General features: G+C 49.9%; 22 protein-coding genes. 14 read left to right on the top strand and 8 right to left on the bottom strand.

The window, feature by feature from the left end:
• Positions 1-21: 21 nt before the first annotated feature.
• The 7 genes from B153_RS0116940 to B153_RS0116970 all read left to right on the top strand — a co-directional run bounded on the left by B153_RS0116940 (position 22) and on the right by B153_RS0116970 (position 9,788).
• Entirely contained in the window at positions 22-1,272 is a 1,251-nt protein-coding gene (locus B153_RS0116940; RefSeq protein ID WP_020597926.1) for an ABC transporter permease, read from the top strand.
• Positions 1,273-1,365: 93 nt separating this feature from the next.
• Entirely contained in the window at positions 1,366-2,058 is a 693-nt protein-coding gene (locus B153_RS0116945; RefSeq protein WP_020597927.1) for an ABC transporter ATP-binding protein, read from the top strand.
• Entirely contained in the window at positions 2,039-3,073 is a 1,035-nt protein-coding gene (locus B153_RS0116950) for a sensor histidine kinase (RefSeq protein WP_020597928.1), read from the top strand. Before B153_RS0116945 ends, B153_RS0116950 begins: the two co-directional genes overlap by 20 nt.
• A gap of 36 nt (positions 3,074-3,109) precedes the next feature.
• On the top strand, positions 3,110-3,898 hold the full coding sequence (locus B153_RS0116955) for a LytR/AlgR family response regulator transcription factor (protein WP_020597929.1): 789 nt from the start codon (positions 3,110-3,112) through the stop codon (positions 3,896-3,898).
• Positions 3,899-4,206: 308 nt separating this feature from the next.
• Positions 4,207-7,050, top strand: a complete 2,844-nt coding sequence (locus B153_RS0116960) for a M16 family metallopeptidase (RefSeq protein WP_020597930.1) — start codon at positions 4,207-4,209, stop codon at positions 7,048-7,050.
• Between the two features lie 164 nt (positions 7,051-7,214).
• On the top strand, positions 7,215-8,675 hold the full coding sequence (locus B153_RS0116965) for a leucine-rich repeat domain-containing protein (RefSeq protein ID WP_026262225.1): 1,461 nt from the start codon (positions 7,215-7,217) through the stop codon (positions 8,673-8,675).
• 192 nt (positions 8,676-8,867) lie between these two features.
• Positions 8,868-9,788 carry an EamA family transporter gene (locus tag B153_RS0116970; RefSeq protein WP_020597932.1) on the top strand — a complete coding sequence of 307 codons (921 nt, stop codon included), beginning with the start codon at positions 8,868-8,870 and terminating at the stop codon, positions 9,786-9,788.
• Positions 9,789-9,853: 65 nt separating this feature from the next.
• Here the strand turns inward: B153_RS0116970 and B153_RS0116975 are convergent, their stop codons facing one another.
• From B153_RS0116975 to B153_RS0116985, 3 genes are all read right to left on the bottom strand, one after another.
• Complete coding sequence (locus tag B153_RS0116975; protein ID WP_020597933.1) at positions 9,854-10,630, bottom strand: SDR family NAD(P)-dependent oxidoreductase; 777 nt, start codon at positions 10,628-10,630, stop codon at positions 9,854-9,856.
• A gap of 134 nt (positions 10,631-10,764) precedes the next feature.
• On the bottom strand, positions 10,765-12,117 hold the full coding sequence (locus tag B153_RS0116980; protein WP_020597934.1) for a PQQ-dependent sugar dehydrogenase: 1,353 nt from the start codon (positions 12,115-12,117) through the stop codon (positions 10,765-10,767).
• 304 nt (positions 12,118-12,421) lie between these two features.
• Positions 12,422-14,128: an IlvD/Edd family dehydratase gene (locus B153_RS0116985; RefSeq protein WP_020597935.1), complete on the bottom strand. Its 1,707-nt coding sequence runs from the start codon at positions 14,126-14,128 to the stop codon at positions 12,422-12,424.
• A gap of 137 nt (positions 14,129-14,265) precedes the next feature.
• Here B153_RS0116985 and B153_RS0116990 point away from each other — a divergent pair, with 137 nt between their 5' ends.
• The 3 genes from B153_RS0116990 to B153_RS0117000 all read left to right on the top strand — a co-directional run bounded on the left by B153_RS0116990 (position 14,266) and on the right by B153_RS0117000 (position 17,314).
• Complete coding sequence (locus B153_RS0116990; protein WP_020597936.1) at positions 14,266-15,561, top strand: CitMHS family transporter; 1,296 nt, start codon at positions 14,266-14,268, stop codon at positions 15,559-15,561.
• Positions 15,562-15,680: 119 nt separating this feature from the next.
• Positions 15,681-17,003 (top strand): acyclic terpene utilization AtuA family protein, encoded by a 1,323-nt coding sequence (locus tag B153_RS0116995; protein ID WP_020597937.1) that lies wholly within the window; start codon positions 15,681-15,683, stop codon positions 17,001-17,003.
• On the top strand, positions 17,000-17,314 hold the full coding sequence (locus B153_RS0117000; RefSeq protein ID WP_020597938.1) for an AtuA-related protein: 315 nt from the start codon (positions 17,000-17,002) through the stop codon (positions 17,312-17,314). The genes B153_RS0116995 and B153_RS0117000 overlap by 4 nt, the downstream gene beginning before the upstream one ends.
• A 20-nt stretch (positions 17,315-17,334) precedes the next feature.
• Here the strand turns inward: B153_RS0117000 and B153_RS0117005 are convergent, their stop codons facing one another.
• Complete coding sequence (locus B153_RS0117005) at positions 17,335-17,691, bottom strand: winged helix-turn-helix transcriptional regulator (RefSeq protein WP_020597939.1); 357 nt, start codon at positions 17,689-17,691, stop codon at positions 17,335-17,337.
• Between the two features lie 153 nt (positions 17,692-17,844).
• Between B153_RS0117005 and B153_RS0117010 the strand changes: the two genes are divergently transcribed.
• A complete protein-coding gene (locus B153_RS0117010; protein WP_020597940.1) occupies positions 17,845-18,717 on the top strand; it encodes a pirin family protein in 873 nt (290 codons plus the stop codon).
• 77 nt (positions 18,718-18,794) lie between these two features.
• On the top strand, positions 18,795-19,343 hold the full coding sequence (locus tag B153_RS0117015; protein WP_020597941.1) for a YceI family protein: 549 nt from the start codon (positions 18,795-18,797) through the stop codon (positions 19,341-19,343).
• Between the two features lie 95 nt (positions 19,344-19,438).
• Here B153_RS0117015 and B153_RS0117020 read toward each other — a convergent pair whose 3' ends face one another.
• The 4 genes from B153_RS0117020 to B153_RS0117035 all read right to left on the bottom strand — a co-directional run bounded on the left by B153_RS0117020 (position 19,439) and on the right by B153_RS0117035 (position 24,769).
• A complete protein-coding gene (locus B153_RS0117020) occupies positions 19,439-19,717 on the bottom strand; it encodes an Rdx family protein (protein ID WP_020597942.1) in 279 nt (92 codons plus the stop codon).
• A gap of 30 nt (positions 19,718-19,747) precedes the next feature.
• Entirely contained in the window at positions 19,748-22,396 is a 2,649-nt protein-coding gene (locus tag B153_RS0117025; RefSeq protein ID WP_020597943.1) for an MGH1-like glycoside hydrolase domain-containing protein, read from the bottom strand.
• A gap of 88 nt (positions 22,397-22,484) precedes the next feature.
• The gene (locus B153_RS0117030; protein ID WP_020597944.1) at positions 22,485-23,294 is read right to left on the bottom strand and encodes a glucose 1-dehydrogenase; all 810 of its coding nucleotides are present in this window, start codon (positions 23,292-23,294) and stop codon (positions 22,485-22,487) included.
• A gap of 209 nt (positions 23,295-23,503) precedes the next feature.
• Entirely contained in the window at positions 23,504-24,769 is a 1,266-nt protein-coding gene (locus tag B153_RS0117035; RefSeq protein WP_020597945.1) for a lactate 2-monooxygenase, read from the bottom strand.
• A gap of 431 nt (positions 24,770-25,200) precedes the next feature.
• Here B153_RS0117035 and B153_RS0117040 point away from each other — a divergent pair, with 431 nt between their 5' ends.
• Complete coding sequence (locus tag B153_RS0117040) at positions 25,201-25,806, top strand: T9SS type A sorting domain-containing protein (RefSeq protein ID WP_020597946.1); 606 nt, start codon at positions 25,201-25,203, stop codon at positions 25,804-25,806.
• 413 nt (positions 25,807-26,219) lie between these two features.
• Positions 26,220-26,798, top strand: coding sequence for a glycoside hydrolase family 108 protein (locus B153_RS0117045; RefSeq protein WP_020597947.1), 579 nt, complete (start codon positions 26,220-26,222; stop codon positions 26,796-26,798).
• The last annotated feature ends 52 nt before the right edge of the window (positions 26,799-26,850 follow it).

Below are 26,850 nucleotides of genomic sequence, written 5' to 3' on the forward strand. Positions count from 1 at the left end.
TGACTCTTTCGCTCTTTACTTATGGACATTCGAATTGCTTCCCAGATTGCCCAGACTCACTTACTGGCCAAAAAACGACAAACGCTAGTTGCGATGCTGGGGGTGACCTTTGGCATTGCCATGTTCATTACAATGATTTCATTTATGCAGGGCGTGAATCAGTTTCTGGAAGATTCGGCCCTGGATGCCAGTCCGCACATACGGCTGTATAACGAGGTCAATACGCAGCGTCCGAGTCTGATTGATCAACTCTATCCGGGCAAATTCAATGTTGTCTATCACCAGAAACCGAAAGACGAACTGGCCCGGATAAAGAATGGAATGACCATTGCCGAGCGTATTGAAAAGGAACCGGGCGTGCTGGGTGTATCGCCCCAGGTGGCTACGCAGGCTTTTTACAACAACGGCCCCATTCAACTCTCCGGGACGATTTCGGGGGTAGAGATTGATCGTGAAAATCGATTGTACAAATTAAACACCCGGCTCAAATCGGGCAGTTTACGCGGACTGGAAAGCAACCCGGATGGGCTTATTATGGGGGCCGTACTGGCCCGAAAACTCAATGTCCGGGTTGGCGACAAGGTTACGGTCACCACACCCATTGGTAGCACGCGGGTGTTGCGGGTGGTCGGCACCTTTGGTTTTGGCGTCGGCACGGTCGATAACACCAAAAGTTACGCCAACCTGTCGACGGTACAGGAGATGCTCCAGAAAGACCCCAGTTACATCACCGACATCCATATCAAGATGGTCGATCCACTGCAGGCGATCCCGTTTGGGCAACGGTTACGGGCTACGTACGGCTACTATACCGAAGACTGGGCAACAGCGAACACGGCCATTCTGGCTGGAGAAAAAATACGCAACGTGATGACGTTCGTGGTGTCGATGACGTTGCTGGTAGTAGCCGGATTCGGCATTTACAACATCATGAACATGACGGTGATCAACAAAATCAAAGACATCGCTATCCTGAAAGCTACGGGTTTCGACGGGCGAGACATCATTGCCATCTTTTTGCTCCAGGCCGTGTTTATCGGATTGTCGGGTGGGTTGCTGGGGTTACTGATCGGATTCGGACTGAGCTATATGCTGTCCATTACCCCGTTCGATGCCGGTGATTTCCTGAGTCTTAAAACATTTCCGGTCATTTTCGACCCGAAGTACTACGTCATGGGCATTTTGTTTGGGGTCATCACAACGGTACTGGCCGGCTTCTTCCCTTCCCGAAAAGCGGCCCAAGTCGATCCCGTGGCGATATTAAGAGGCTAATTATAAAGCGAGAAAGAGTGAATGAGCGAAAGGGCGAAAAGCTGACGCGAAGAAATTCACTCTTTCGCCCATTCACTCTTTCATTCTTTAAGTATGAATACGGTTCTTTCGGCCCAGCACGTCAACAAATACTTCTACGATCCGGAGAAATTTCAGGTATTGAAAGAGGTGTCATTCTCGGTTCAACAGGGTGAATTTCTGTCGATTGTGGGTAAGTCGGGCTGTGGCAAATCGACCCTTCTTTACCTGTTGTCAACCATGGATACAGACTACGAAGGTCAGATCGAAATGGCAGGTACGACGCTAAAAGGTCGCAGTCAGGATTTTCTGTCGCACTTCCGGAACGAACACCTTGGGTTTGTATTCCAGTTTCACTTTTTGCTCCCCGAATTTTCGGCTTTACAGAATGTGATGCTTCCGGGCCTAAAACTGGGCAAATACCCTGAAAAGGAAGTAGAAGAACGGGCTATGGAAAAACTGCGTTTGATCGGTATGGCCGATTATGCCCGTAAACCCGCCAGTAAACTTTCGGGAGGACAGCAGCAACGGGTAGCCATTGCCAGGGCGCTCATCAATGATCCGACGATTATTATGGGCGACGAACCTACGGGAAATCTCGACCGGGCCAACACCGAAAACGTATTCGAGATTTTTAGCGGTCTGGCCCAGAAAGGCCAGACCATCATTGCCGTTACACACGACCCCGATTTTGCCGCCCGTACCGACCGCGTTATCGAGATGTCGGACGGAATGATCATCGCCACCCATGAAAATAAAGTTCAATAAATACGTCGAGATCCTCCTGCTTTGGGTGGCTTTGGCGGGGGTTGTAGCTCGTCAGTGGATTATTCCAGAAATTACCTGGCAGCTACAGATGGGGCTTTTCCTGCTCTCGTTTCTGGTATTTAACATCATCTGGGTATTTCATTACTTTTTCAACGAGTGGCTCAACCAACGGTTACCGTTTGAAAAAAATGTTCGCTGGCGAATTGCAATCCAGCTGATTGGTGGTTGGGGGATTGTTAAAACGATCCTTTTCATAACCGGCTATTTCATCGTCAGAAAAGTTATCGGCGACATCCTGCCTGAGATGAATCCGTTTAACCGCTTTTCGGCGATCATCATTGTTGTGACCATTTTTCTGGTCAATACCGTGATTATCCTGGGGTTTATTGCCAGTCATTTGCTAAAACGGTGGCAGGAAAACACCATTCGTACGGCTCAACTGGAGAAAGAAAAAGTTCAGGTTCAGCTCGATAGTCTGAAGAATCAGATCAGTCCGCATTTTCTGTTCAACAGCCTATCGTCGCTCGATAGTTTGATCGATGACAACCCGACCCTGGCCCGGCAGTTCTTGCAGCAATTGTCCAAGGTGTTCCGGTATGTTCTCCAGCACAAAGACAAGTCGCTGGTATCGATCGAAACCGAACTGGCATTCATAACAAATTATGTGTCCCTGCTAAAAACCCGCTTCGACGGGGCGTTCAGGCTGGATTGCCAACTTCCCGACGACACCCTGGACTATCAGATTGTACCCGTTACGCTCCAGATTCTGATCGAGAATGCCATCAAGCACAATACCATCGACGCGAATCGCCCGTTGACGGTTACGATTCGTGCGAATGATGGATACCTGCTTATATCAAATCCAATTCAGCGAAAGCGCCAGGTCGAAACCTCCAATAGGCAGGGGCTGGAAAATCTGAAACTACTCTATAGTTACCTGAGCCCGCATCCAATCGAAATTGACGACGACGGTACAATTTTTCAGGTGAGCGTGCCACTACTTTCGACTGAATAACGATATTTCGGCTTTCAGCCGCGTACTCCATCAACCATGACCATCCTGCTGATCGAAGACGAGCCTCTGATTGCCCGTCAGCTTCAAAAACTGGTACAGCAGCTAGAGCCAACTGCTACCATCGATGGGCCTCTATCGAGTGTGCAGGCCATTTGTGCTTATTTTCAGTCGAATCGGGTTTCGGGACGGCCCTCACCCGATCTGGTCATTTCCGATATACAGCTTTCTGATGGGGTCAGCTTTGAGGCATTTCGTCAGATTCAGCTCGACACGCCGGTTATATTCACAACCGCTTACGACGAATACGCCATACGGGCGTTTAAGCTAAATAGCCTCGACTACCTGCTAAAACCCATCGATCCCGATGACCTGCAGGCAGCCCTGTCGAAATTCCACCGCTGGGCCCTACAGGGGGCATCGGGATTTGAAGACCATTTCCGTCACTTTCTGAATCATCTGTCCGACCAATCCACAACCCCTACCTACAAACGCCGGTTTTCGGGACATTATATCCGGCAGATTGTTTCGGTACCCCAGCAGGAAGTAGCCTGTTTTTGCCGTAATGAACTAATTTACCTTTATACAACCGACGGCCGGAAATTAATAACGGATTACAAAACCCTGGACGAATTGGAGGAACTGGTGGATCCTTCCCAGTTTTTTCGGGCCAATCGCCAGTATCTACTAGCGCTGGAGGCTATAGCTGGCTATAAACCCCTCGATAGCCAGAAGCTACAGATTCTCCTGAAGAGCCCCAACGACAAACTGGAACTGCTTGTCAGTAAAGAGAAGTCTACCCTGTTTCGACATTGGCTCGACGAATAACTCAGCATTTGTCACCTTTTTATTCTTAAAATTTCACAAATTCATTCATTGCATTTGATTTATTAATAACTATACATTTAGTTTGGGTATTCTTTCTATTCTTGCTATTTAAATAGTCCGATTAACAACTTACGAAGCCATCCATTGTATGCAACGGATCTGCTTTAGGGCTGTCTTTCCTGGACAAGGGCGCTAAGTATTTATGACCATTCATCCTTGCTTTTGGCAGGTATATACCAAGACCATTGACATTTTTCTCATTTATCTGTAACTAACCAATTCGTAATTAGAGTACCCTATATAACCGTATGTTTATGCGAAACAACATTACCAAGCCAGTTCTGAGTCAGGCTGGATGGCCCCGTTTGGGATGGTCCCGTGCGGGTTTTCTGGCTGCTGCGCTGCTGGTCGGTAGCCTCACTTCATCATCGGCCCAGGATAAGCTTCCCGAAGGCGTTACCAAAGGCGCATCGGTAGAAGGCATTACCGAATACAACCTGAAAAACGGCCTGAAAGTCCTGCTCTTTCCCGACCCGTCGAAGCCCACCATTACCGTCAACATCACCTATCTGGTCGGTTCGCGGCATGAAGGGCTGGGCGAAACAGGGATGGCCCACCTGTTGGAACACATGGTGTTCAAAGGCTCAACCAAACACACCAACATACCGCAGGAGCTGACCTCACACGGCGCCCGTCCGAACGGGACCACCTGGCTCGACCGTACCAACTATTTCGAAACGTTTGCTGCTTCTGACGAAAACCTGAGATGGGCACTTGACCTGGAATCGGATCGGATGGTCAATTCCTTTATTAAAAAGGAAGACCTGGCTTCTGAATTCTCTGTTGTGCGAAATGAGTTCGAAATGCGCGAAAACTCGCCACAGAATGTGTTGAATGAACGGGTGGTTTCGTCGGCTTACCTCTGGCATAACTATGGCAAATCGACCATCGGAAACCGCTCTGATCTGGAGAAAGTCCCCATTGAGAACCTACAGGCTTTTTATAAAAAATACTACCAGCCCGATAATGCGGTGCTGGTAGTAGCCGGTAAAATCGACGAAGCCAAAACGCTGGCCCTGGTCAACGAGTACTTTAGCGCCATTCCTAAACCAACCCGGCAGTTGCAGCCAACCTATAGCGTTGAACCTACTCAGGATGGCGAACGCGATGTGGTGCTTCGGCGCGTGGGGGATACCAAGGTTGTTTCGGCCCTGTACCACATCATGCCAAGCTCACATCCCGACTATCCTGTAATGGATGTGCTGATCGACCTGTTGACCGACGAACCCAGTGGCCGTTTGTATAAATCCCTGATCGAAACCAAGAAAGCCTCTCAGGAATACGGCTATTCGTTCATGACCAAAGATCCGGGCTATGCCTATTTTGCGGCTGAAATGCTAAAGGATAAATCCATCGACGAAGCCAAAACGGCCTTGTTGGGAACTCTTGATTCAGTAGCGATCAAAACCCCAACCAAAGATGAGGTAGAGCGGTCGAAAGCGAAATTGCTGAAGGATGTCGAACTGAGCTTTAAAGATGTGGAACGGCTGGGCCGTACGCTGAGCGAATACATCGCTACCGGCGACTGGCGTCTGGGCTTCCTGTATCGGGATGCGCTCGAAAAAGTAACCCCAGCCGATGTGCAACGGGTAGCCAAATTCTATTTCAAGCCTTCGAACCGCACCGTCGGCCTGTTCATTCCTGAGCAAAACCCAGATCGGGTCGATGTTCCGGAAGCGCCGAATGTGGAAGCTATGGTGAAGAATTACAAGGGCCGGGCCGCTATTGCCAGTGGTGAAGCGTTCGACCCCTCTCCTGCCAACATCGATGGCCGTACCCGTCGGGTAGAACAACCCAACACCATTGAATTAGCCCTCCTGCCCAAAACAACCCGGGGCAACGAAGTAAACGCCCGGTTGACCTTGCGCTATGGGGATGTAAACAGCCTGAAAAACAAAAGTGCGATCTCGGTATTCACCGCTTCGATGCTCGATAAGGGCACGACGACCCGCTCCCGGCAGCAAATCAAGGATGAATTTGACAAGCTAAAAGCACAGGTCAATATTTTTGGGGGTGGGAATCAGGTAAATGCCATTATCAAAACCAACAAGGAGAATTTACCTGCTGTGATCCGCATTGTGAGCGACATGTTGAAGCACCCCGCATTCGACGCCAACGAATTCGAGAAACTTAAGCAGGAACAACTGGCTCAGATTGAAGCCCAGCGTTCAGAACCACAAGCGCTTGCCTTTACGGCCTTCCAGCGTCAGATGAACCCGTATCCGAAGGATGATGTGCGGTATACCTCAACCCCGGATGAAGATGTCGCTGACGTGAAAGCGCTGAAACTGGACGAACTGAAGCAATTCCATAAGGATTTCTACGGCGCCCAGAATGCAACTCTGGCGGTAGTCGGTGATTTTGATGAAGCCAGCGTTCGGAAAGCCGTTATGGACGAACTGGGCACCTGGAAGTCGAAAAAGCCATTCAGCCGCCTGGTAAGCCCCTTCAACGATATCAAACCTACGCCACAAAGCATCGAAGCCCCCGACAAAGCGAATGCCTTTATGGTAGCGGGTGTGAACCTACCCCTGCGCGACGATGACCCGGATTATCCGGCGCTGGTTTTAGGCAACTACATGCTGGGGGGGGGCTTCCTGAACTCGCGGTTGGCCGTACGCATCCGTCAGAAAGAGGGGATCAGCTATGGGGTCGGCTCACAGCTACAAGCCAATCCGTTCGATAAAACGGGGATGTTTATGACCTACGCCATCTATAATCCTGAAAATGCAGAACGACTGGAAAAAGCGTTTCGGGAAGAAATGGACAAGGTGGTGAAAGAAGGCTTCACGGCCGATGAGATCAAAGCCGCCCGGTCGGGACTTTTACAATCGCGGATGGTAGGCCGGGCGCAGGACCCAAGCCTATCGGCCACACTCAACAATTACCTGTATCTGAACCGGACAATGGCCTGGGATGCCGATTTCGAGAAGAAATTAGAAGCTCTTACGCCCGAGCAGGTTAACGCTGCGATGAAAAAACACATCGACCCGTCGAAAATATCGATCATCAAAGCTGGTGATTTTGCCAAAGCCGCTAAGAAAGCAGCCGAAAAGCAGCCTGCTTCGTCGGTAAGTGGCGGTAAAAACTAGTCAGAACCGGGATTTATATGATTTAACTGACTGACCTTGCTTATGCCTTCAGTGAAGGCTGATAGAAGAAATCAAAGTCAGTCAATCGAATCAAATAAATCCCGGTTCTTTTTTAGACTTTATAACTATAAATTTCGTTATTTACCTAAAAAATCCGTTACACCATGCAAAAGCGCTTTTTACTACTATACTTTGGGCTAATGGGACTGACAGGCTTTGCTCAGCCCCGCGTGGTCTTTGTCCGTGATAAAACGCAATTAGGCGTTTCATTAGCTAATCTAGAGCATACTTTTCCACCGGCTACAGATAAGCTTATTGTCCAGGGAGGGAAGTCGGTACAGGTCAAAGGTGCCTTTACGGGTCGAACCAAACTGTATTTCGATAGTTTAAATGCTCAGCACCAGCAGTTTTTTACCTTTATCGAGCGAAATAAAAAGCGACTACCTGCACTTGGTCTTTTATGTAAAATCCAGGAATTCATTCGGCCTGATGGGTCTTATGACTGGGTATTTTGCCAGATTGAAGGCCCGGTGCTGACGAGTGAGCAGGAAGCCAAATTCATGGAGCTTTTGACGGAATGGTATAGTCAGCATCCATTCTCCCTGAAAACCGAATTAGGCTTTCACCGGGCTAGTTTTACAACGCTAGGCCAACCTCCTCAAAAGCGCACAGTCCGACGAGGACCAGGTATCATCAGTACAATCGAAGCTGCAGAGAAAACGACCCGGCCCGATACCGTAACTATGCTAGCCTTTAACCAGTTGGATCTTAGCACCATTCCCGAAATCGTGTACCGTTTTCCAAAGCTAGAAGAACTCGATTTATCGCGAAACAACCTGCACGAACTTCCAGCCCGACTAACGGCCGACATTCCAACCCTCAAACGATTAAGCGTGCTGTACAATGCCATACCAAACGACAGCGTATTCGTCACGCGCAATAAGCATTTGCGGTCATTAAATATTCAGGGAAACAAGTTGACAAAAATCCCTGAATCCATCCGTCAGAATCGACGCCTGGAAAGCTTGTGGCTGGGATATAATAAACTGAATGCCCTAACCGATGCCGATATTAAAACCCTTCGGCGAATACGTAAACTGACAGACCTGAATCTGTATAGTGTGGGACTGAAGCAACTCCCCGGTTCGATTGGGAAACTCAAGCGGGTTAAAGTGCTGGATTTGTATTACAACAAATTCATTGAGCTACCTCCGCAGATCGGCAAAATGAAGCGCCTGGAACAGTTGGCCGTTGCGCACAATGAACTACGAAACCTACCCATCGCCCTCACTAAACTACGCCGTTTGCAGGTATTATACGCCCACCACAACCACCTAACCCAACTCCCCGACGAATTCAGCCGCCTTCGGCACCTACGGGTACTGGATGTAGGCTATAACTGGTATGTATCGGTGCCAGCCGTGGTCGGTACGCTCTCGGCCTTGCAGGAGCTGTCGTTGAACAACAATAACCTCCACGAATTTCCGTCTATGCTGCTTTCGCTCAAAGGGCTAAAAAAGGTTTTTATGGGTAGCAATCCCTTGTTCGGACAGGAAGCGATGAACAGTCCGTATGCCCCTCAAATCAAGCAGTTAGAAGCAAACAGCACGGAAGTATCGTATTGATTGTCAGGAAGAGGACGCTCCTTTTTTCAGATACCTAAACTGCTATTGTTCATACTAACTTCGTCACATTACAAACCAAATAATATTCTGCTTAGAATTTTCATAATCTATCTCAGAAATACTGAAAATTACATGATTTAACGGAGAGAATTTATCGTTCCGCTTGTTACAGGCATGGTAGTAGTCAATTGTATGCAAGCCGTTACATCTCCTCTTTCAAATGCATCAGATCGTTTTACGCTCTGGGCCAATCTAATCTCCGTTTATATTTTGTGGGGTTCTACGTATCTGTTCATTCATTTTATGACCGAACGGATGCCTCCCCTCTACATGGTTGCGGTTCGGTATCTGATTGCTGGCGGAATTCTGTACGGCTACGCGCGACTTACCGGCACACCCCGCCCAAGCCGTAAAGAATGGCAGTCGGCCGGACTGATCGGCATTCTACTTCTGACGGTTTCGAATGGGTGCCTGGCCATTGGTTTACAGTACATTCCGAGTGGTATGGCCGCCTTACTGGGTGGCTTATTGCCGGTTTACCTGCTTACCCTCAACTGGGTCTCGTTTGGCAAAAAACGGCCGAGCAACCTGGCTCTGGCTGGTCTGGTCGTTGGATTGATTGGTATTTTTCTCCTGGTTAAACCCGATAAACTCCAAAGTACAGCCGGGCTTGATGCCAAATTGATCGGGACAGGCTTCGTTGCATTTGGCAATCTTATCTGGGCTGTTGGTACTTTGCTGACCCCACGTCTCACTTTACCATCCGGTACTATTTCCAGTGGTATTCAGATGATTGTAGGCGGTGTTGCCAGTCTGCTACTAAGTCTGGTACTGGAGCCAGTTACGCCGTTGAGTATTCTGGATGCACCTACCAAAGCCATTGGCTCTATGATTTACCTGATCATTTTTGGTAGCATCATTGGCTTTTCGTCTTATTCGTGGCTAGCCCGAAACGCCCCCCCCCAACTCCTGGCTACCTATGCTTTCGTCAACCCCGTCGTCGCGATGTTCCTGGGCACCTTGTTCGCCGGAGAAATTTTCTCCAGCCAATCCCTGATCGGTGCCCTGGTAGCCATCGTCGGGGTAGTATTGATCACGCTCGGGAGAAAATGATGTTGAATGATAGAATACGCTATCGTATATCCAATTCTATCATTCAAGCATTCTACCATTCAACATTAAACCGGCGGCACGCCCACACTTGTCCAGCCGCCATCCACAATCAGGCTTTGTCCGGTAACGTGTCGGGATGCGGGTGATACCAGAAATAAAGCGGCATGGGTGATATCGTCGACGGTTGCCGGGCGTCCCATGGGTGTAATGCGTGACCAGATAGGAATGTACGTTGGGTCGTCCAGGGTTCGTTCGGTCAGGGTTGCGCCTGGTGCAATGGCATTGACAGTAATGCCCAGTGGCGAAAAATCGATGACCAATTGACGGGCAAGCATTTCCAGCCCCGCCTTCGTCATGCTGTAAACGGGTAGTCCCGGATGCCCCAGATGCCCCACCACCGACGACATAAACAAGACACTCCCCCCCTTTCCCTGCACCCGCATGTGTTGAGCAGCAATCTGGGCCAGAAAAAAGCTCCCCCGCAGGTTCAGATCCACTATTTTCTGGAATGACTCAGGTGTAGTGGTAAAAATATCGCCGAAAATGGTAATCCCTGCATTCGCAATCGCAATGTCCAGCGATCCAAACCGGGTAACCGCCCGATCGATCATCTGGCGAATAAATGCTACATCCGACGCATCACCGGGGCAGGCTTCGCAGATTCCGGCTTCGGGGCTTTGGCATTCTTGCTGAATACGCCGGGCAGCGTCCAGGGCTAATGGCTGGTCATAATCGTTGAGTACGACATTGGCTCCCTGCTGGACTAACGCTTTTGCGATGGCAAAGCCAATTCCAGTGCCAGCCCCCGTAATCACTACCGTCTGTCGGGCAAAATCTGTCATGCAATCAAAGTATTGGGTAAAGGAGAATTTCGAAGCGAAAATAGGACAAATTTCCCGCCTACAGGTAAGGTTAGCCCAGGTTTGCCATTAGCTTCTGAAAGCTTCTACCCAGAACCTAAGCCCTGCTGAACGAATCAGGGGTCAACTTTTACTTTACCCGATGACGAATAGGCTAGTTTTCCTCTCAGATCCAGTGACCGGATCTGCACCAGTTGGCTGAGGGATACGGTATGGTCGGTCGAAATGACCACGTCGTCCCCAGCGATAGGCAGACAATTGCAATTCCAGGTATCCGGGCTGGTCCAGTTCCCTGTTTTGACACTGGCAATCGTTCGTTCAATGACTCGATACAATTTCCCTTCTGCAAACGACAGTACATACAACTCTCCATTTGGGGCCTGACCGAATGATACAGGCATTACCGTTGGCAGATTGAGTTGTGTAATCTGCTGAAAGGTCCCGTCATTGTTTCGTTTTAGTGTCCAGTACGTTCCGCGCTGGTAGTCGCCATACACATACCACCCATATAGTTTGTCGAAAGCCGTACCACGGTATACATAACCGCCGGTAATGGAAGCGCCAGCCCCGTAGTTGTAGCCCGAGTAGTCGAGCAGGGGCATGTGAAACGTACCTGTACCAGAGCAGGTTGCATTATAGGCATGAGTTCCTTCGTAACAGGGCCAGCCGTAGTTTTGAGGGGCGGTAGCATTCGCCCCGGTAAAATTCAACTCCTCCCAACCATCCTGCCCGACATCCCCGATCCACATATCCCCCGTTAGGCGGTCAAAACTCCAGCGCCAGGGATTGCGGAGGCCAAGGGCATAAATTTCATCCGCTATCCCATCGTTCGGGTCCTTAAACGGATTCGTAGCTGGTATAGAATAAGGCGTCCCATGATCTACATCGATGCGAAATATTTTTCCGTAAGGCGTTTGCAGACTTTGCGACACACGATCAGGGTCACCAACCGAGCCACGAAGGCCCGGCCATGAGTCACCAGTGGTTATATAGAGATACCCATCAGGTCCAAACCCCAGGCAGCCCGAACGGTGTGCCCCCTGCGGATTCGGATAAGGCACGACCAGCAAAACAAATTCAGTTGAACTATCCGCCTGATCAGGATTGGCCGTACTGCGCGTAAACCGGGCATATACAGCCGAACGGTCACCCTTTCGGGTATAGTTGACGTAGATGTACCCATTAGTCGCATAATTTGGGTGCAGTGTGATGCCAAATATGCCTTCCCAGGTGGCATCGTGAATTTTTGCCCCCAGATCCAGATAGGGTGTTGCGAGCAAAACCCCGTTTCGAACGACGCGAATCTGTCCATCAGTCTGGGCGATCAGGAATTCTGTGGCACTTAGTGCTACCATATCGGTAGGTCGATTTAACCCAGTCGCTAACTCGGTCAGACGAATTCGGGGTACTTGTGCAATTAATTGGGTAATGCTAAGACCAGCTAATAAAAACAAGTATCGGACAATCATTCAGCTACGGAAATGGTTACCCAAAAAGTAACAATTACTATACCGTTGACACTGATGTACGAATTCCTGTTTTTTTACCTAAAGCCCTATTCAACTTTTAGTTTGATTTATCGGCCTAATTTATTGGATAGGAGCTAGTAGCGCATAGCATAAGAAATAAAAGGAATAAATTCAGCTTTTTTCATTTTTTGAATCGGCGTAAAATTTGTGGGGCAGGCGTACAAATGATTCATAAATTAAAAGTGGGTGTGTAGACGCAAATGCGTCTGCACACCCACTCCAAAAACGGCAGACTGAAAAACGGTCAATGAGAATCCCGCTTCACGACACTCCCAGAGGCACCCCGCAAAAAGTCGAAATCGGCTCCTTCATGCGCCTGGGTCACATGACGAATGTAGAGGTTCACATACCCCCGGTCGTACCCCAGGTTAAGCGGTTTGAAATGGACCATCCGGGCGGCCAGCTCTTCGTCGGATACATGCAGGTGCAAACGACGGTTGTGTACATCGAGGGTAATCAGGTCCCCATTTTGAACCAGAGCCAAGTTCCCGCCAACTGCCGACTCTGGTGAAACGTGTAGCACAACTGTACCGAAGCCCGTTCCACTCATACGTCCATCCGATATACGCACCATATCGTGTACCCCCTGCGCCAGAATCTTAGCCGGAAGCTGCATATTCCCGACTTCGGGCATCCCCGGATACCCTTTGGGCCCAACATTTTTCAGAACCAGCACACAGGAAGGGTCTACGTCCAGCTCTGGATCATCTATACGGGCTTTATAATCGTCGATATCGTCAAACACGACCGCCCGGCCCGTATGCTGCATCAGTTCGGGCGATGCGGCCGATGGCTTCAGTACAGCCCCATTCGGGCATAGATTCCCGCGCAGTACGGCTATACCCGATTCAGGTTTAAATGGCTGATCGACCGACGCAATTACGGCCGGATCGTAACATTGGGCTTCGGCGCAATTTTCGCCAATGGTTCGCCCATTGACGGTCATCGCATCGTTATTCAGATGGTTACGCAACTCCCGAATTACGGCAGGGAGCCCCCCCGCATAGAATAAATCCTCAACAAAATGCTCCCCTGAAGGCTGTAGATTGGTCAACAAGGGAATTTTAGCGGACAAGGTATCAAAATCATCCAGTGACAGATCGACTCCCACCCGCCCCGCAATGGCCGTCAGGTGCAGGATAAAGTTGGTAGAACCGCCAAGAGCCGCGTTGACCATGATGGCATTCTCGAACGCCTGACGCGTCAGAATCTGCGACGGAGTAATGTTTTGCCGAGCCAGTTCCACTGCCCGTACACCCGTCATATGGGCCAGTACTTTCCGGCGCGAATCGGCGGCCGGAATGGTGGCATTGTCGGGCAGGGCCAATCCCAAGGATTCGACCATGGCAGCCATCGTACTGGCGGTTCCCATGACAGCACAGTGCCCCGGCGAACGGGCCATACTGGCTTCAGAAGCTATAAAATCAGCCTGGCTCATCTCGCCCATTTTATAGGCTTCGGCAAACCGCCAGACATCACTGGTTCCGATTTTCTTCCCCCGAAAACGTCCGGCCAGCATCGGCCCACCCGACACAACCAGCGTGGGAATATCGACGCTACAAGCCCCCATGACCAGCGAAGGCGTCGTTTTGTCGCACCCGCACATCAGAATTACGGCATCCAGTGAATTCCCCCGAATGCTTTCTTCCACATCCATACTAGCCAGGTTACGAAACAGCATGGCCGTCGGTTTGATCTGGCATTCACCCAGCGACATCACCGGAAACTCCAGCGGAAAACCACCTGCTTCCCACACCCCTCGTTTTATGGCTTCGGCCAGTTCACGAAAATGAGCGTTACAGGGCGTCAGTTCCGACCAGGTATTACAAATGCCAATAACGGGCTTTCCTTCAAATTCATGATGGGGGAATCCCTGGTTTTTCATCCAGGCCCGGTAAATAAAGCCGTCTTTGCCGGTGCGGCCAAACCAATCTTGCGAGCGTAAAGGCATTTTTCAGTAAATCAGTTAGGTGTAGGTTTACGATATACGTAAACCTAAAGCAACGTATCAGTAAAGACAACAAAGGTCGAACTTTTACTTTTGATTTATCCACATTCCGGCTTTTGGATTAAATCCTACCTACTTGTATGCTCTCTGTTTTTGGTTTTGCCACCATTGGCATTTTTCTTACCCTGATTATTACCAAGCGGCTATCGGTCCTTACCGCCCTCGTACTTGTACCCGTAGGGATTGGTTTGTTGGCTGGTTTTTCCCCTAAAGAACTGGGGGAGATGATTCTGGCAGGTATAAAACAGGTAGCCCCAACGGGCATTCTGCTCATGTTTGCCGTACTCTATTTTGCTACCATGCTCGATGCGGGCCTGTTTGACCCGGTTATTGCCGGTATTATCCGATACGTTCAGGGCGACCCGCTAAAAGTGATTATCGGCACGGCTATCCTCACCATGATTGTCCACCTGGATGGCGATGGAACGGCTACCTTTATGATCGTGATGTCGGCCTTTTTACCGATCTACCGCCAGTTAAAGATTAATAAACTGATATTACCAGGTATTGTGGCCCTAAGCGTTGGTCCCCTGCATCTGGTGCCCTGGTCAGGTACATCGGCCCGGGCCATTTCGACCCTCAAAACCGATGCTACTCAACTTTTCAACCCGAATATTCCGGCCATACTGGCGGGTATCGTTTGGGTGCTGGCTGTAGCGTACTGGCTGGGTCTTCAGGAGCGTAAACGATTGGGCGTTAGTCAGCTTGAGTATAGTCACCATGAAAACCTGACCAACGAGCAGCATTCGCTTCGCCGACCCAGGTTATTCTGGCTCAATGCAGTCCTGACCATTGCCCTCATCACCACCCTCATGAAAGGCTGGGTGCCCGCCCCTGCCCTGTTTGTAGTGGCAGCTACGCTGGCTTTGCTGATTAATTACCCCAAACTACCCGACCAGCAGAAAGTGCTGCGTAGCCATGGGAACAATATTTTCATGGTATCGAGTATGATCTTTGCGGCTGGTGTGTTTTCGGGTATTCTGACAGGGTCTAAAATGATCGACGCGATGGCCACTTCGCTGGTCTCACTCATTCCAGAGCAACATGCCGCCTGGTTACCTACATTGACCGCCCTCACCAGTATGCCCGCGAGCCTGCTCTTTACCCCCGATGCTTATTATTTTGGCGTCGTTCCTATTTTAAGTCAGTCGGCCACCCAGTTCGGTATCGATCCTCTGGAGATTGGGCGGGCGGCTTTACTAGGTCAGATGACAGTAGGATTTCCGGTAAGCCCACTCACGGCCTCCACGTTTTTGCTGGTTGGCCTTGCCGAAGTCGATCTGGGTGAACATCAAAAGTTTACGATCAAATGGGCACTGGGTACTACGCTGGTCATGACCCTGGTTGCCCTGCTGACAGGCTCAATACACGTATAGTCATTTGATAGAACGCAGATTATTATGATGATTAGGATTTAGTAAGATCAGCGTAAATCTTAATCATCATAATAATCTGCGTTCCATAAGTATACAAGCTGACAACCGACTACTTCTTTATGAGAGAACGGATACGAATTGGATGCGGAGCCGGATTTTCTGGCGATCGGCTGGAACCTGGACTGATCTTAGCCGAGCGTGGAAACCTGGATTATCTGGTGCTGGAATGCCTGGCCGAGCGTACCATTGCGCTGGCCCAGAAACGAAAACGGCAAAACCCGTCAGCGGGTTATGACCCGTTGCTGGAACGACGAATAGAATTGCTCCTGCCCGTACTTCTCGCCAACAACGTACGGCTGATCACGAATATGGGAGCGGCAAACCCGCTGGCTGCTGCCCAAAAAGTCATCGAAATTGCCCGGCGGCTCAATCTGACGGTTACCGTAGCCGCGATTACGGGTGATGATGTATTTCATCAGTTGACAGGTGACGAAACAGCGCTGGAAACGGGGCAATCGCTGGCATCTTCAGGACCGTTGGTATCGGCTAATGCTTATCTGGGAGCCGATGCCATTTTGCCCGCACTGGCTACGGATGCTCAGGTCGTCATTACCGGGCGCGTAGCTGACCCTTCATTGTTCGTTGCCCCATTGGTTCATGAACTGGGCTGGTCGTTGGACAATTGGGAGCAGATCGGTCAGGGTACGGTGATTGGCCACCTGATGGAATGCGCAGGGCAACTAACGGGTGGTTATTTTGCCGATCCGGGCCGTAAAGAGGTCACAGATATGGCACACCTTGGGCACCCCTACGTCGATGTACTGGCCGATGGAACGGCTCTGTTTGGAAAAGTGGAAGGAACGGGTGGCACATTAAGTCTGGCTACAGCCAAAGAACAGTTGCTCTATGAGGTGATGGACCCCGGTCGCTATTTTACCCCGGATGTGATTGCCGATTTCACACAGGTACGTCTCCAGCAGGCCGGGCCCAACCAGGTTCAGGCAACGGGTGGGCGCGGGCAAACCCGACCGGAAACGTTGAAGGTCAGTGTTGGGTATGAAGCGGGTTTTATTGGCGAAGGCGAAATCTCCTACGCAGGTTCAAATGCCCTGGGCCGTGCCAAACTGGCGGGTTCAATCATACAGGAGCGTCTTCAGGAGCAATTCACCGACCTTCGTATCGACTACATTGGCAGCACATCCGTCCATCGAACCTCGTTTGGTCATTACCCCGATCCCTATGAAATTCGGCTGCGGGTGGCCGGCAGAGCTACGACATCGCAACAGGCTGCCCTGGTTGGCGAAGAGGTTGAAGCATTGTATACCAACGGGCCATCCGGAGGGGGTGGTGCCCGAAAATACATCCACGAGGTGGTTGGTATTATCTCTACGCTGATCGATCGTAATCAGGTAACTCCTACTATCACCCTTCTTCGCGTATGAAAATTAAACTATACGATATTGCCCACAGCCGCGCGGGCGATAAAGGGAATACTCTTACCCTGTCGCTTATCCCGTATAAGCCAGAACATTTTGCGCTGTTGCAGGAACAGGTAACTGCCAATGCGGTTAAAAACCATCTGAAGGAGATTGTGGCTGGTGAGGTAACCCGTTACGAGTTACTCAACCTGCCTGCTCTTCAATTTGTATGTCAGCAGGCACTGACGGGTGGGGTGACCACCTCCCTGACGATGGACACCCACGGCAAAAGCCTTAGCTTTGCGCTACTGGAAATGGAAGTCGACGTTCCATAGAAACTTATGTAACAGGTCACCTAAATCTCATCCGAGAGAATCTTTTTCCGGTGCAGTTCTCCCCAGTTACGCAACGACTCAATGACCCCTCCTAATGTCTGACTATGCGGAGTTAACGTATACGTAACTTTGACCGGATAGGTATCATACACCGTTCGCTTCACTAAGCCATTCATCTCCATATCCCGTAATTCTTTGGAGAGCATCCGATCGGTAATTCCGTGGACTTCTTTGGCGATTTCGCCAAATCGCTTCTCTCCGAATGTAAGCGCCACGATGATGGGCAGTTTCCATTTACCGTTCAATACATCCAGCGCATCCCGTATCGGGCGTAATAGGCTGACACATTCCTCGTGTTTTAGCTCAGTAGCTTCCATTGTAAATAATCTCGGCGGAAAAGAGACGTTTCGCATTCACTATACTCAAGTATAGGGCTATACCAGAGTATAGTACTTACAAATGTATAGTAAACGAAGTAATTTTGCATCATCAATCCGGGCAAAACTATCAGCTCGATTGCCAACGATGCCATGAATCTTCGTAGAGAAGTAATCAACACCTATACACCACCTGCTCAACCGGGCTTTTTAGGAGCTGGCCATATAGCCAGCCCGGTTATTCAGGTCGACTTTTCCGAGAGTGATCCATTCATTATGCTGATGGATGATCGACTCAACAAACAGGATGGAAAGCCCGTTGGCGGGCCACACCCACATGCAGGTTTTGAAACGGTCTCTTTGCTGCTGGAAGGCGAAATGGGCGACGAGGCTCATCGGTTGAAAGGTGGTGATCTGCAACTCATGACCGCCGGACGTGGTATCATCCACTCGGAAATCATCGATCGGAACACGTCGATGCGGCTGTTACAGCTCTGGCTGAACTTACCTAAAAAGGATCGCTGGACCGAACCACGGGTTCAGGACCTTCCATTTGAGAAAGCTCCCACGCATTCATTGAATGGGGTGACAGTCAGGGTTTACAGCGGTTCGCTGGCGGGTCTCAAATCGCCAATCCAGAACTATACTCCCCTGATTATCGCAGACATTCAGTTAGAATCTGGCGCTACAACTATCCAGCACATTCCGGCCTCCTACACGGCTTTTTTATACGTAATTGACGGAAGCATACAAGTAGGCCACAAAGCCAGCAACATCCAGCAGGATCAGGTAGCGTGGCTGAATCGATCGTCCGATAAGGTGCTCAGTGACCTTATACTTACTGGGGGTGAATCCGGAGGCCGGGTCATTCTGTATGCCGGAGAACCACAGGGCGATGCCATCGTATCGCACGGGCCCTTCATTGCTGATAACCAGGAGGATATCCGACAGCTTTATCAGGCCTATCGGCAAGGAACCCTAAAACACATTGCCACCGTACCGGCCTCCCAACGGATTTTATTTTAGACAATCTCATTTTTAGTCAGGCTGACCTGCCCGACGCAAGTGGTATTATCATCCAGAATGCTAATTTTTTCAACTCTATGACAACGACGAAATGGGTCCTCGACCCCACACACAGCGAATTAGGTTTCAAGATTAAACACCTGATGATCAGCAATATTTCCGGCTCTTTTCAACAATTTGAGGTGGAAGTCGAAACAGAAGGTGACGATTTCAGTACAGCGCAGATACGGGCCACCGCCGAAATCGCTTCTATCCATACCAATAATGAGCAACGCGATCATCACCTTCGCAACTCCGATTTCTTCGAAGCCGAGACCTATCCCCAGTTAAGTTTCCAATCCACAAGCATCGAGAAACTGGATGAGGACAACTTTTTGGTGTATGGCGACTTAACGATGAAAGGGGTTCGGAAGCCCGTCAAATTACAGGTTGAATACAGCGGCATTACCAAAGACCCTTGGGGCGGTGTGCGAGCGGGCTACACCATCACGGGTAAACTAAATCGCAGCGATTGGGGAATAAACTTCAATGGCGTCCTGGAAACGGGCGGACTCGCCCTTAGCGAAGAGGTTAAACTATTCAGTGAAATCCAGTTAGTTAAACAGGTCGAAGCAGTACTGGCTTAAACCAAAGGTCATGATAAGCCGCCTGCTCAGACTCCTGATTCGTTCGGAAGTCTGGGCAGGCGGCTTAGGGTATAGATATCTGGCTACCGAGTTCCTTATTTCCGGTCTGAGTGACCAAGGTCTTTTTCTGGATTGACCACATCCCGCACCAGTTGCTTCAATTCTTTAATATCGGGGAAACGGCCTTCTACTTTCCGGTCGAAAATAACTTGCTCGTTTACCCGAACCGAAAACCGACCACTGAATTCAGAGGGATGCAACAGAACCCCATGCACATCGTCGGTAAAGGTCGTCAGCAGTTCCTGAGCCATCCAGGCAGACCGCAGCAACCAGCCACATTTCGGGCAATATTCAAGCGTGATCGTCGGTTTCATTCCTTCGCACTTCGTTAAACAAAATATTGATCAGGCCAGACTTCCATACTTCCGATTGATCAATTCAGCGACCAATCCCGTCCAGCCGGTTTGGTGGCTGGCTCCTACACCCCGCCCATTATCGCCGTCGAAATATTCATAAAACAACACATAATCCCGGAAGTTTGGGTCCTGGTATTTTGGGTGTTGCCCAAACGTGGCTCGTTTACCGGCTGCATCGGTTGTAAATAGGCTGATGAGTCGGCTGGTGAGTTCGCGGGCAACGTCTTTAAGGGTAATCTGCTGGCCCGACCCGATCGGATATTCGACGGTAAAGCTATCGCCAAAATAGTCATAGAACCGATTCAGGCTTTCGATCAGCAGGTAATTGGTGGGCATCCAGACAGGACCACGCCAGTTACTATTGCCGCCAAACATGTTGCTGTCGCTTTCGGCAGGTGTGTAGGTCAGCCGAAAGGTAGTGTGATCCAGCGTAAACTCATAGGGATGATCACGGTACACTTTCGATACGGCCCGAATACCGTGCGGGCTCAGAAACTCCGTTTCATCCAACATTTTCGCCAGCAGGGCTTTCAGCCGGAAGCCCCGCAGTAAACTAAGCAATCGCTTTTCATCTTTCCCCTTTTCATCATAGCGGGAAACCTGATGATATAGATCGGGTCGGTGGCTCTGAAACCAGACCATTCGGTTCAGAAAAGCCGGATTGGCTTTCATTAAGGCATCATCCAGCACTTCCACGGCAAACATCGGAATGAGTCCTACCAGCGTCCGAACCCGCATCCGCTGAACGCTGCCATCACTCATCCGAAGCTGGTCGTAAAAGAAGGCATCTTCTTCGTCCCAAAGCCCTTCATTGTTTTGACCAATACTGGTCATGGCTCCGGCGATATACAGAAAATGGTCGAAAAATTTGGTCGCCAGTTCGTCATAGATCGACTCCTTGCGAGCGAGTTCAAGGGCAATCCGCATCATGTTCAGGGCATACATGGCCATCCAACTGGTGCCATCGGCCTGCTCCAGATGGCTCCCATCCGGAAAAACCGTATTCCGATCAAATACGCCAATGTTATCCAGCCCCAGAAACCCGCCTTCAAAAATATTGTTACCCACTTCATCCTTTCGGTTCACCCACCAGGTAAAGTTGAGCATCAGCTTATGAAAAATAGCCCTAAGAAAGGTCAGGTCCTCTTCGCCGGGTGGTTTTCGTTCCAGTTCGAGGTGATAAATACGCCAGGCAGCCCATGCCTGAACGGGTGGGTTCACATCAGAGAAGTTCCATTCATAAGCTGGTAACTGGCCATTCGGATGCATAAACCACTCGTTGGTGAGCATCATCAGTTGCTGCTTGGCGAACCCCGGATCAATAACCGATAGGGTAACACAATGAAAGGCCCAGTCCCAGGCGGCATACCAGGGGTACTCCCACTTATCGGGCATCGAAATCACACCGGCATTAATCAACTGCAACCAGGTATGATTGCGTCCCTTCAGCCGTTCGGGTGGTGGTGGCGGATGGTTTTCGTCGCCAGCCAGCCAGCGCGTTACGTCGTAGTAATAGTATTGCTTGCTCCAGAGCATACCTGCAAAAGCCTGACGCTGTACCAGTCGCTCATCAGGGGTCGCCCTAGCTGGATGAATAGAGTCATAGAACGCATCCGCTTCTCGTTTTCGGCTGGCTACAATCGCATCAAATCCATCGAAAGGTGCTGCCAACTCAACCCCCAATGGCCCAGGGGCCTCCAGCCGCATACGAACCGTTGCCGAACCCTTGGGGGCAATGGTCAGCTGATAATGAGCAGCCGCTTTGGTACCTGTATGTTCTGGATTGACCGTTGGGGTTCCATAGATCAGGTAGTCGTTGATCCCATCTTTTGGGTAAGCAGCCCCGTTGTGATTACTGTATAGACGGGCCTGATTGGTCTCATTGTCGCAAAACAGCCACTCGGGTTGCCCATCGGCATGCAGTACATACCGTCCCAGATCCGAGTCCTCCACCGACACACAGCTATTGGGCTGTAAAACCAGCGAAGGACGGTAATTGGGAACGCCATCGGAATCATCCCCAAAAATCCAGGTATTTCTGAACCACAACGTCGGTAATACGTGCAGTTCAGCCGCTTCGGCCCCTCGATTATAGATCGTCACCGTCATCAGTAGATCCGTGGGGCCTGCCTTGGCATACTCTACAAACACATCAAAATACCGATCATCATCGAAAATTACTGTATCAAGCAGTTCAAATTCTGGCTCCAGACGCGTCCGGCGACTGTTTTCGTCTACCAGTTGTTGGTAGGGGAACGCAGCCTGTGGGTATTTATAGAGCATCCGCTGGTACGAATGTGTGGGCGTATTATCCAGATAATAATACAGTTCCTTTACATCCTCACCATGATTGCCCTCACTATTGGTCAGCCCGAAATACCGCTCCTTCAGAATTGGGTCTTTCCCATTCCAGAGCGCAAGGGCCAGGCAAAGCTGTTGTTTATCATCAGAAATACCCGCAATCCCTTCTTCGCCCCAGCGATAGGTATAGCTGCGGGCCATGTCGTGGGTGGTATAATTCCAGGCATCACCGTTGGCACTGTAATCTTCCCGGACGGTACCCCACTGGCGATCAGAAACATAAGGGCCCCACTGCCGCCACGCAGGAGCTTCTAAACGATGTTGTTCGGTCGTCATTGAAAAATGTGAATGAGTGAATGAGTGAACGAGCGATACTTCAGGTAGTTTCGCGCTTTCACTCATTCACTCGTTCGCTCGTTAATTATTAGCCTCCTGTTGCGAATCCTTCAAATACCGTCATGCCCCCATCGATGAAGATACTGGCTCCTGTGATGTAGTCGGAGAGATCGGAAGCCAAAAAAACGGCCAGATTGCCAATGTCCTGAGGCTGTCCGATCCGGTTATAGGGAATTAAGGTCATCAGGCTGTTCAACGCCTGTGGTGTTTCCCAGGTGGCCCGGTTGATGGGCGTTTGGATGGCTCCCGGACAGATGCTGTTGACCCGGATTTTTCGGTCGCCGTATTCCTGTGCCAACGACTGCATAAGCATTTTGATACCGCCCTTCGAGGTTGCATAATTGACATGACCAGCCCAGGGGATCAGCTCATGAACCGAACTCATGCAGATAATCTTACCCGTTGCAACCGATACTTCAGGTCGGGGGCCGCGACGCAAAAACTCCCGAATGGCTTCACGGGCACATAGGAACTGCCCGGTCAGGTTCACATTGATCACGGTGTTCCACTGATCAAGGGTCATCTCATGAAATTTGGCATCCCGCTGCAATCCGGCATTATTGATCAGAATATCGACGGTACCATACGCCGATACGACATCGGCAAACATCTGGATCACCTGGGCCTCCTGACTAACATCGCACTGGGCCACCATCCCTTCGCCCCCGGCGTCAGTAATTTCTTTCAGAACCGCATCGGCCGCTGGTTTTGTGGCCTCGACCGGGTAATTAACCACTACTTTAGCCCCGGCGGCAGCCAAGGCTTTGGCAACCCCAGCTCCAATACCACTGCTGGCCCCCGTAATAATTGCGACCTGTCCTTTTAGTACTTGATCCATAAATGTATAAACCGTAAATGTTTAGCAAATAGCCATGTCGTTTAATCACTGTAATCGACATGACCAACTCAGTAACCTGAAACCCCTGACCTGGAAGACAGGTGGCCAAACTACAAACTATCACCGTCCGCTACCAGTTTGAGAAACTATATTAAATGAATTTAATGTATCGTGTATTTGAGATAGTGCCCATCGAGCGATTCGGCTGCTCAGGCTGCTCGAAGACTATCGGGCGCTAATTCAGCTACCGACTTATGCCCGCTCAAACAAAGCGTTAGCTCCAGATCGGCGAGTACATGCTGAAGTACGGTTTCAACCCCAGCCTGCCCGCCCAGCGCCAGCCCGTACACGTAAGGGCGGCCCAGACACACTGCGCGTGCTCCTAACGCGAGAGCCTTCACAACGTCGGCTCCGCCCCGAATTCCGCTATCAAGTAAAACGGGCAATCGGCCTTTCACGGCGTCTACGACACCGGGCAACGCTTCGATCGTACTGATGGTCCCATCCACCTGTCGACCTCCGTGATTAGAAACGATAAGGCCATCCATCCCATAGTCAATGGCTTTGCGGGCATCATCTGGATGTACGATTCCTTTCAGTACGATGGGTAGCCGGGTTTGCTGCCGTAGGAAAGATAGGTCGTCCCAGGTGATGGTTGGATTGGTATAAATGCTGGAAAACAGTGAGACGGCTCCTATGGCCCGACCTGAACGTAACTTGTCTATAAAAGACCCTCGGGGATACCGCCGGATAGCTCCCAAAAGATGCTGTAAGGTAGTTGACGTAATGGAAGGTCGTGTAGTAGCCGGAGACTGCTTGATAAAATCGTCGAGTAACTGCTGAAAAACAGGGTCAGACGTGTACTGCGCTAAGCCTTTTCCATGCAGGAAGGGCAAGTACCCAAGGGCCAGGTCACGGGTTCGCCATCCCAGCATAGTGGTATCGAGGGTCAGCACAATGGCCCCGCAGCCACAGGCTTCGGCCCGGTGCACAAAACTGGCGACCAACTCCCGTGAACGGCTCCAGTAGAGCTGAAACCAACGCAGATGATCGCCCATAACCGCCGAGCATTCCTCCATGGACACCGACGCCTGATTCGAAAATATAAAGGGGATGCGTAGTTGAGTGGCTGCCTTCGCTACCGCCAGATCTGCATCAGGATGGGCCATTTCCAGAACACCAATGGGAGCTAATACGATAGGTGTGGCCAATTTCTGGCCGAACAGTTCAACACTTAAATCCGGGTTTTCGACATTCCGAAGCATACGCGGCACCAGTTTCCATCGGTCAAAGCCTTTTCGATTGGCGTGGATAGTCTGCTCATGCCCCGCCCCACCCATGATGTACGCAACCGCTTCGGGCGATAGGCGTCGGCTGGCAGCCTGTTCGAGTTGGCTAAAATCAGGGGGGATTGCTGGGGTAATTCCAGCGAAGCCATTCAGGTAAATTTTGCGCTGCCAGTCGAGTGCTCGCATGGTTCCTAGAGATAAGTTGAACATAAATACAGCCTTTTCCCGAAAAGGTCAACCCACTGGCTCTAACCCAGGCATGGCTATTCAATTAAAAAAATGTACTTTTTTAATAGCAACTTTTAATACGAGTTACCTAACCGATATGAAATCAGAATCTTAAAAAAATACCAAAAATCACAAAATGGTACTATTTAGCTAAAAAGTAGGTTCATAAACGCCGAAAGTCCTATTCTTTAGAAATATTAGAAAAATACAATTTATACGTAATTACAAGGGACTTGTTGTACTTTTCCAACAATCACCCCATTTAACAAATAGCGATTTGTACAAAATAAAGAATATTCACCGAAATAGAACTGTATACGCCCACACCTATTGCATTAAACCCAGTTGACACCCCAATTTTGTAACGGTTAAAACAAAATTTCAAACCAATGAAAAAGTTCCGTTTATCAATTGCTGTACTCTTGTCAGTATGGAGTCTGGCAGGCATGGGAGATGTCAAAGCCGACAATGGTTCAGGAATGGGTGGTGTGAAAGTTGAGAAGTCCGAACAAAAGAAAGTACGTGTATATACAAAGCCTGGCGCTTCTGTTGACGTGGCCATCATCGATGCCGACGGCAACGTGTTGTACCAGGGTTTCATCGCTAAAAACGCTAAAGGTGCTACTTCGTTCAACCTGAACAACCTTCCCGATGGTCAGTATTATCTGACAGCCGGTAACAACGCCTGGTGGATGTCGCAGGGAATTACGATCAAATCGAACGCACTTTCGGTTGATGAGCGTAGCCTGAAACAAGTTGCTGAGCCAATCCTGACAGCTTACGAAAAAAACAAGTTTGAGGTCGTTCTGCCAGCCAAAAATGTAGAGGCCGCTTCAGTAGCTATTTACGACACGCAAAACGTTCTGGTTCAGACGGATTCGTTCAAAGGTGAAAGCCGCCGATTCGATTTGTCAAGCCTTCCCGATGGTGCTTATACGTTCGTGGTAGGCCCCAGTCAGAAGCAGTTTATTACTCGTGTTGATGTTCGGCACTAAGCTGTTCTCTTCACTTTATTGACCCACCCCGGTCAGTTCACTACAATCTCAACTTTACGGCCAGTCTTTTCGGACAAGCCTGACCGCATTACCGATTCCGCCCGCTGCCTCACTGGTAGCGGGCTTTTTTTATATCCAGACTAGTCCAGGCTGGTAGATTAAGTCCCGACAAATAGTCCAGCCTGGTTGATACACCGGGTTATCAGCGGCAAAGAAAAATTGACCGGAGAGTAAGCGAATCGACCGAAGGCTAAGCCTGACAGGCTGATTCAGGTAGTTGCCAGTACCTTGCAGCCAACAGTTTCGTCGGTACCTGTCGGGTTTGAAGCGAAAAAAATTAAACGAAAGGCCCGACAGCTGCCTAACCACCAACCGGAACTTTCGCCTTTCAAGCTTATTAACTAAACGTACTGATGGCCGCTTTTGATAAAGCCTACTCCCTCACCTTAAAAATTGAAGCCGGATACGCCAATGATCCAGACGATCCTGGTGGAGAAACGTTTGGAGGAATTTCCCGAATTGCCAACAGCGATTGGCCGGGCTGGGTGCTTATCGACCAGATCAAGAAGACCGCCAAACGTACTGACTATGATAAGGTGATGTTTGCCCATGCTGAACTGATGCGTTTGGTTCGATCGGTCTACAAAGCCCGGTACTGGGATGTTAACCGACTGGATTTCATCACCAATCAGGCTATTGCGAATGAGCTGTTTGATACCAGTGTCAACATGGGTATTACGGTGGGAGCTCAGTTTCTCCAACGAGCCTTGAACGTACTGAATCAGAATCAGCAGCTTTATCCCGACATTGCTGTTGACGGAGTGGTAGGGCCGCAAACGGTTATGCTTACGAATGCACATCCATATCCCGCGCTGATCCTAAAGGTGCTTAACATTTTGCAGGGGTATCGCTACATTGATCTGGCGGAGAAGGCTCCTGTCCAGGAAAAATACATGCGGGGCTGGCTGTCCAGAGTAGCGATCCAGAATTGACTAGCCAGGCCTCCATCCAGCGTTAAAAAACTGAATAACAGAAACTTAAATA

The sequence above is a fragment of the Spirosoma panaciterrae DSM 21099 genome (genome assembly GCF_000374025.1).
Lineage (GTDB): Bacteria > Bacteroidota > Bacteroidia > Cytophagales > Spirosomataceae > Spirosoma > Spirosoma panaciterrae.

Bases quoted from the DNA above. Each gene is read 5' to 3' on its own strand.
- B153_RS0116940 (WP_020597926.1), top strand. From the start codon at position 22: ATGGACATTCGAATTGCTTCCCAGATTGCCCAGACTCACTTACTGGCC.
- B153_RS0116945 (WP_020597927.1), top strand. From the start codon at position 1,366: ATGAATACGGTTCTTTCGGCCCAGCACGTCAACAAATACTTCTACGAT.
- B153_RS0116950 (WP_020597928.1), top strand. From the start codon at position 2,039: ATGAAAATAAAGTTCAATAAATACGTCGAGATCCTCCTGCTTTGGGTG.
- B153_RS0116955 (WP_020597929.1), top strand. From the start codon at position 3,110: ATGACCATCCTGCTGATCGAAGACGAGCCTCTGATTGCCCGTCAGCTT.
- B153_RS0116960 (WP_020597930.1), top strand. From the start codon at position 4,207: ATGTTTATGCGAAACAACATTACCAAGCCAGTTCTGAGTCAGGCTGGA.
- B153_RS0116965 (WP_026262225.1), top strand. From the start codon at position 7,215: ATGCAAAAGCGCTTTTTACTACTATACTTTGGGCTAATGGGACTGACA.
- B153_RS0116970 (WP_020597932.1), top strand. From the start codon at position 8,868: ATGCAAGCCGTTACATCTCCTCTTTCAAATGCATCAGATCGTTTTACG.
- B153_RS0116975 (WP_020597933.1), bottom strand. From the start codon at position 10,630: ATGACAGATTTTGCCCGACAGACGGTAGTGATTACGGGGGCTGGCACT.
- B153_RS0116980 (WP_020597934.1), bottom strand. From the start codon at position 12,117: ATGATTGTCCGATACTTGTTTTTATTAGCTGGTCTTAGCATTACCCAA.
- B153_RS0116985 (WP_020597935.1), bottom strand. From the start codon at position 14,128: ATGCCTTTACGCTCGCAAGATTGGTTTGGCCGCACCGGCAAAGACGGC.
- B153_RS0116990 (WP_020597936.1), top strand. From the start codon at position 14,266: ATGCTCTCTGTTTTTGGTTTTGCCACCATTGGCATTTTTCTTACCCTG.
- B153_RS0116995 (WP_020597937.1), top strand. From the start codon at position 15,681: ATGAGAGAACGGATACGAATTGGATGCGGAGCCGGATTTTCTGGCGAT.
- B153_RS0117000 (WP_020597938.1), top strand. From the start codon at position 17,000: ATGAAAATTAAACTATACGATATTGCCCACAGCCGCGCGGGCGATAAA.
- B153_RS0117005 (WP_020597939.1), bottom strand. From the start codon at position 17,691: ATGGAAGCTACTGAGCTAAAACACGAGGAATGTGTCAGCCTATTACGC.
- B153_RS0117010 (WP_020597940.1), top strand. From the start codon at position 17,845: ATGAATCTTCGTAGAGAAGTAATCAACACCTATACACCACCTGCTCAA.
- B153_RS0117015 (WP_020597941.1), top strand. From the start codon at position 18,795: ATGACAACGACGAAATGGGTCCTCGACCCCACACACAGCGAATTAGGT.
- B153_RS0117020 (WP_020597942.1), bottom strand. From the start codon at position 19,717: ATGAAACCGACGATCACGCTTGAATATTGCCCGAAATGTGGCTGGTTG.
- B153_RS0117025 (WP_020597943.1), bottom strand. From the start codon at position 22,396: ATGACGACCGAACAACATCGTTTAGAAGCTCCTGCGTGGCGGCAGTGG.
- B153_RS0117030 (WP_020597944.1), bottom strand. From the start codon at position 23,294: ATGGATCAAGTACTAAAAGGACAGGTCGCAATTATTACGGGGGCCAGC.
- B153_RS0117035 (WP_020597945.1), bottom strand. From the start codon at position 24,769: ATGCGAGCACTCGACTGGCAGCGCAAAATTTACCTGAATGGCTTCGCT.
- B153_RS0117040 (WP_020597946.1), top strand. From the start codon at position 25,201: ATGAAAAAGTTCCGTTTATCAATTGCTGTACTCTTGTCAGTATGGAGT.
- B153_RS0117045 (WP_020597947.1), top strand. From the start codon at position 26,220: ATGGCCGCTTTTGATAAAGCCTACTCCCTCACCTTAAAAATTGAAGCC.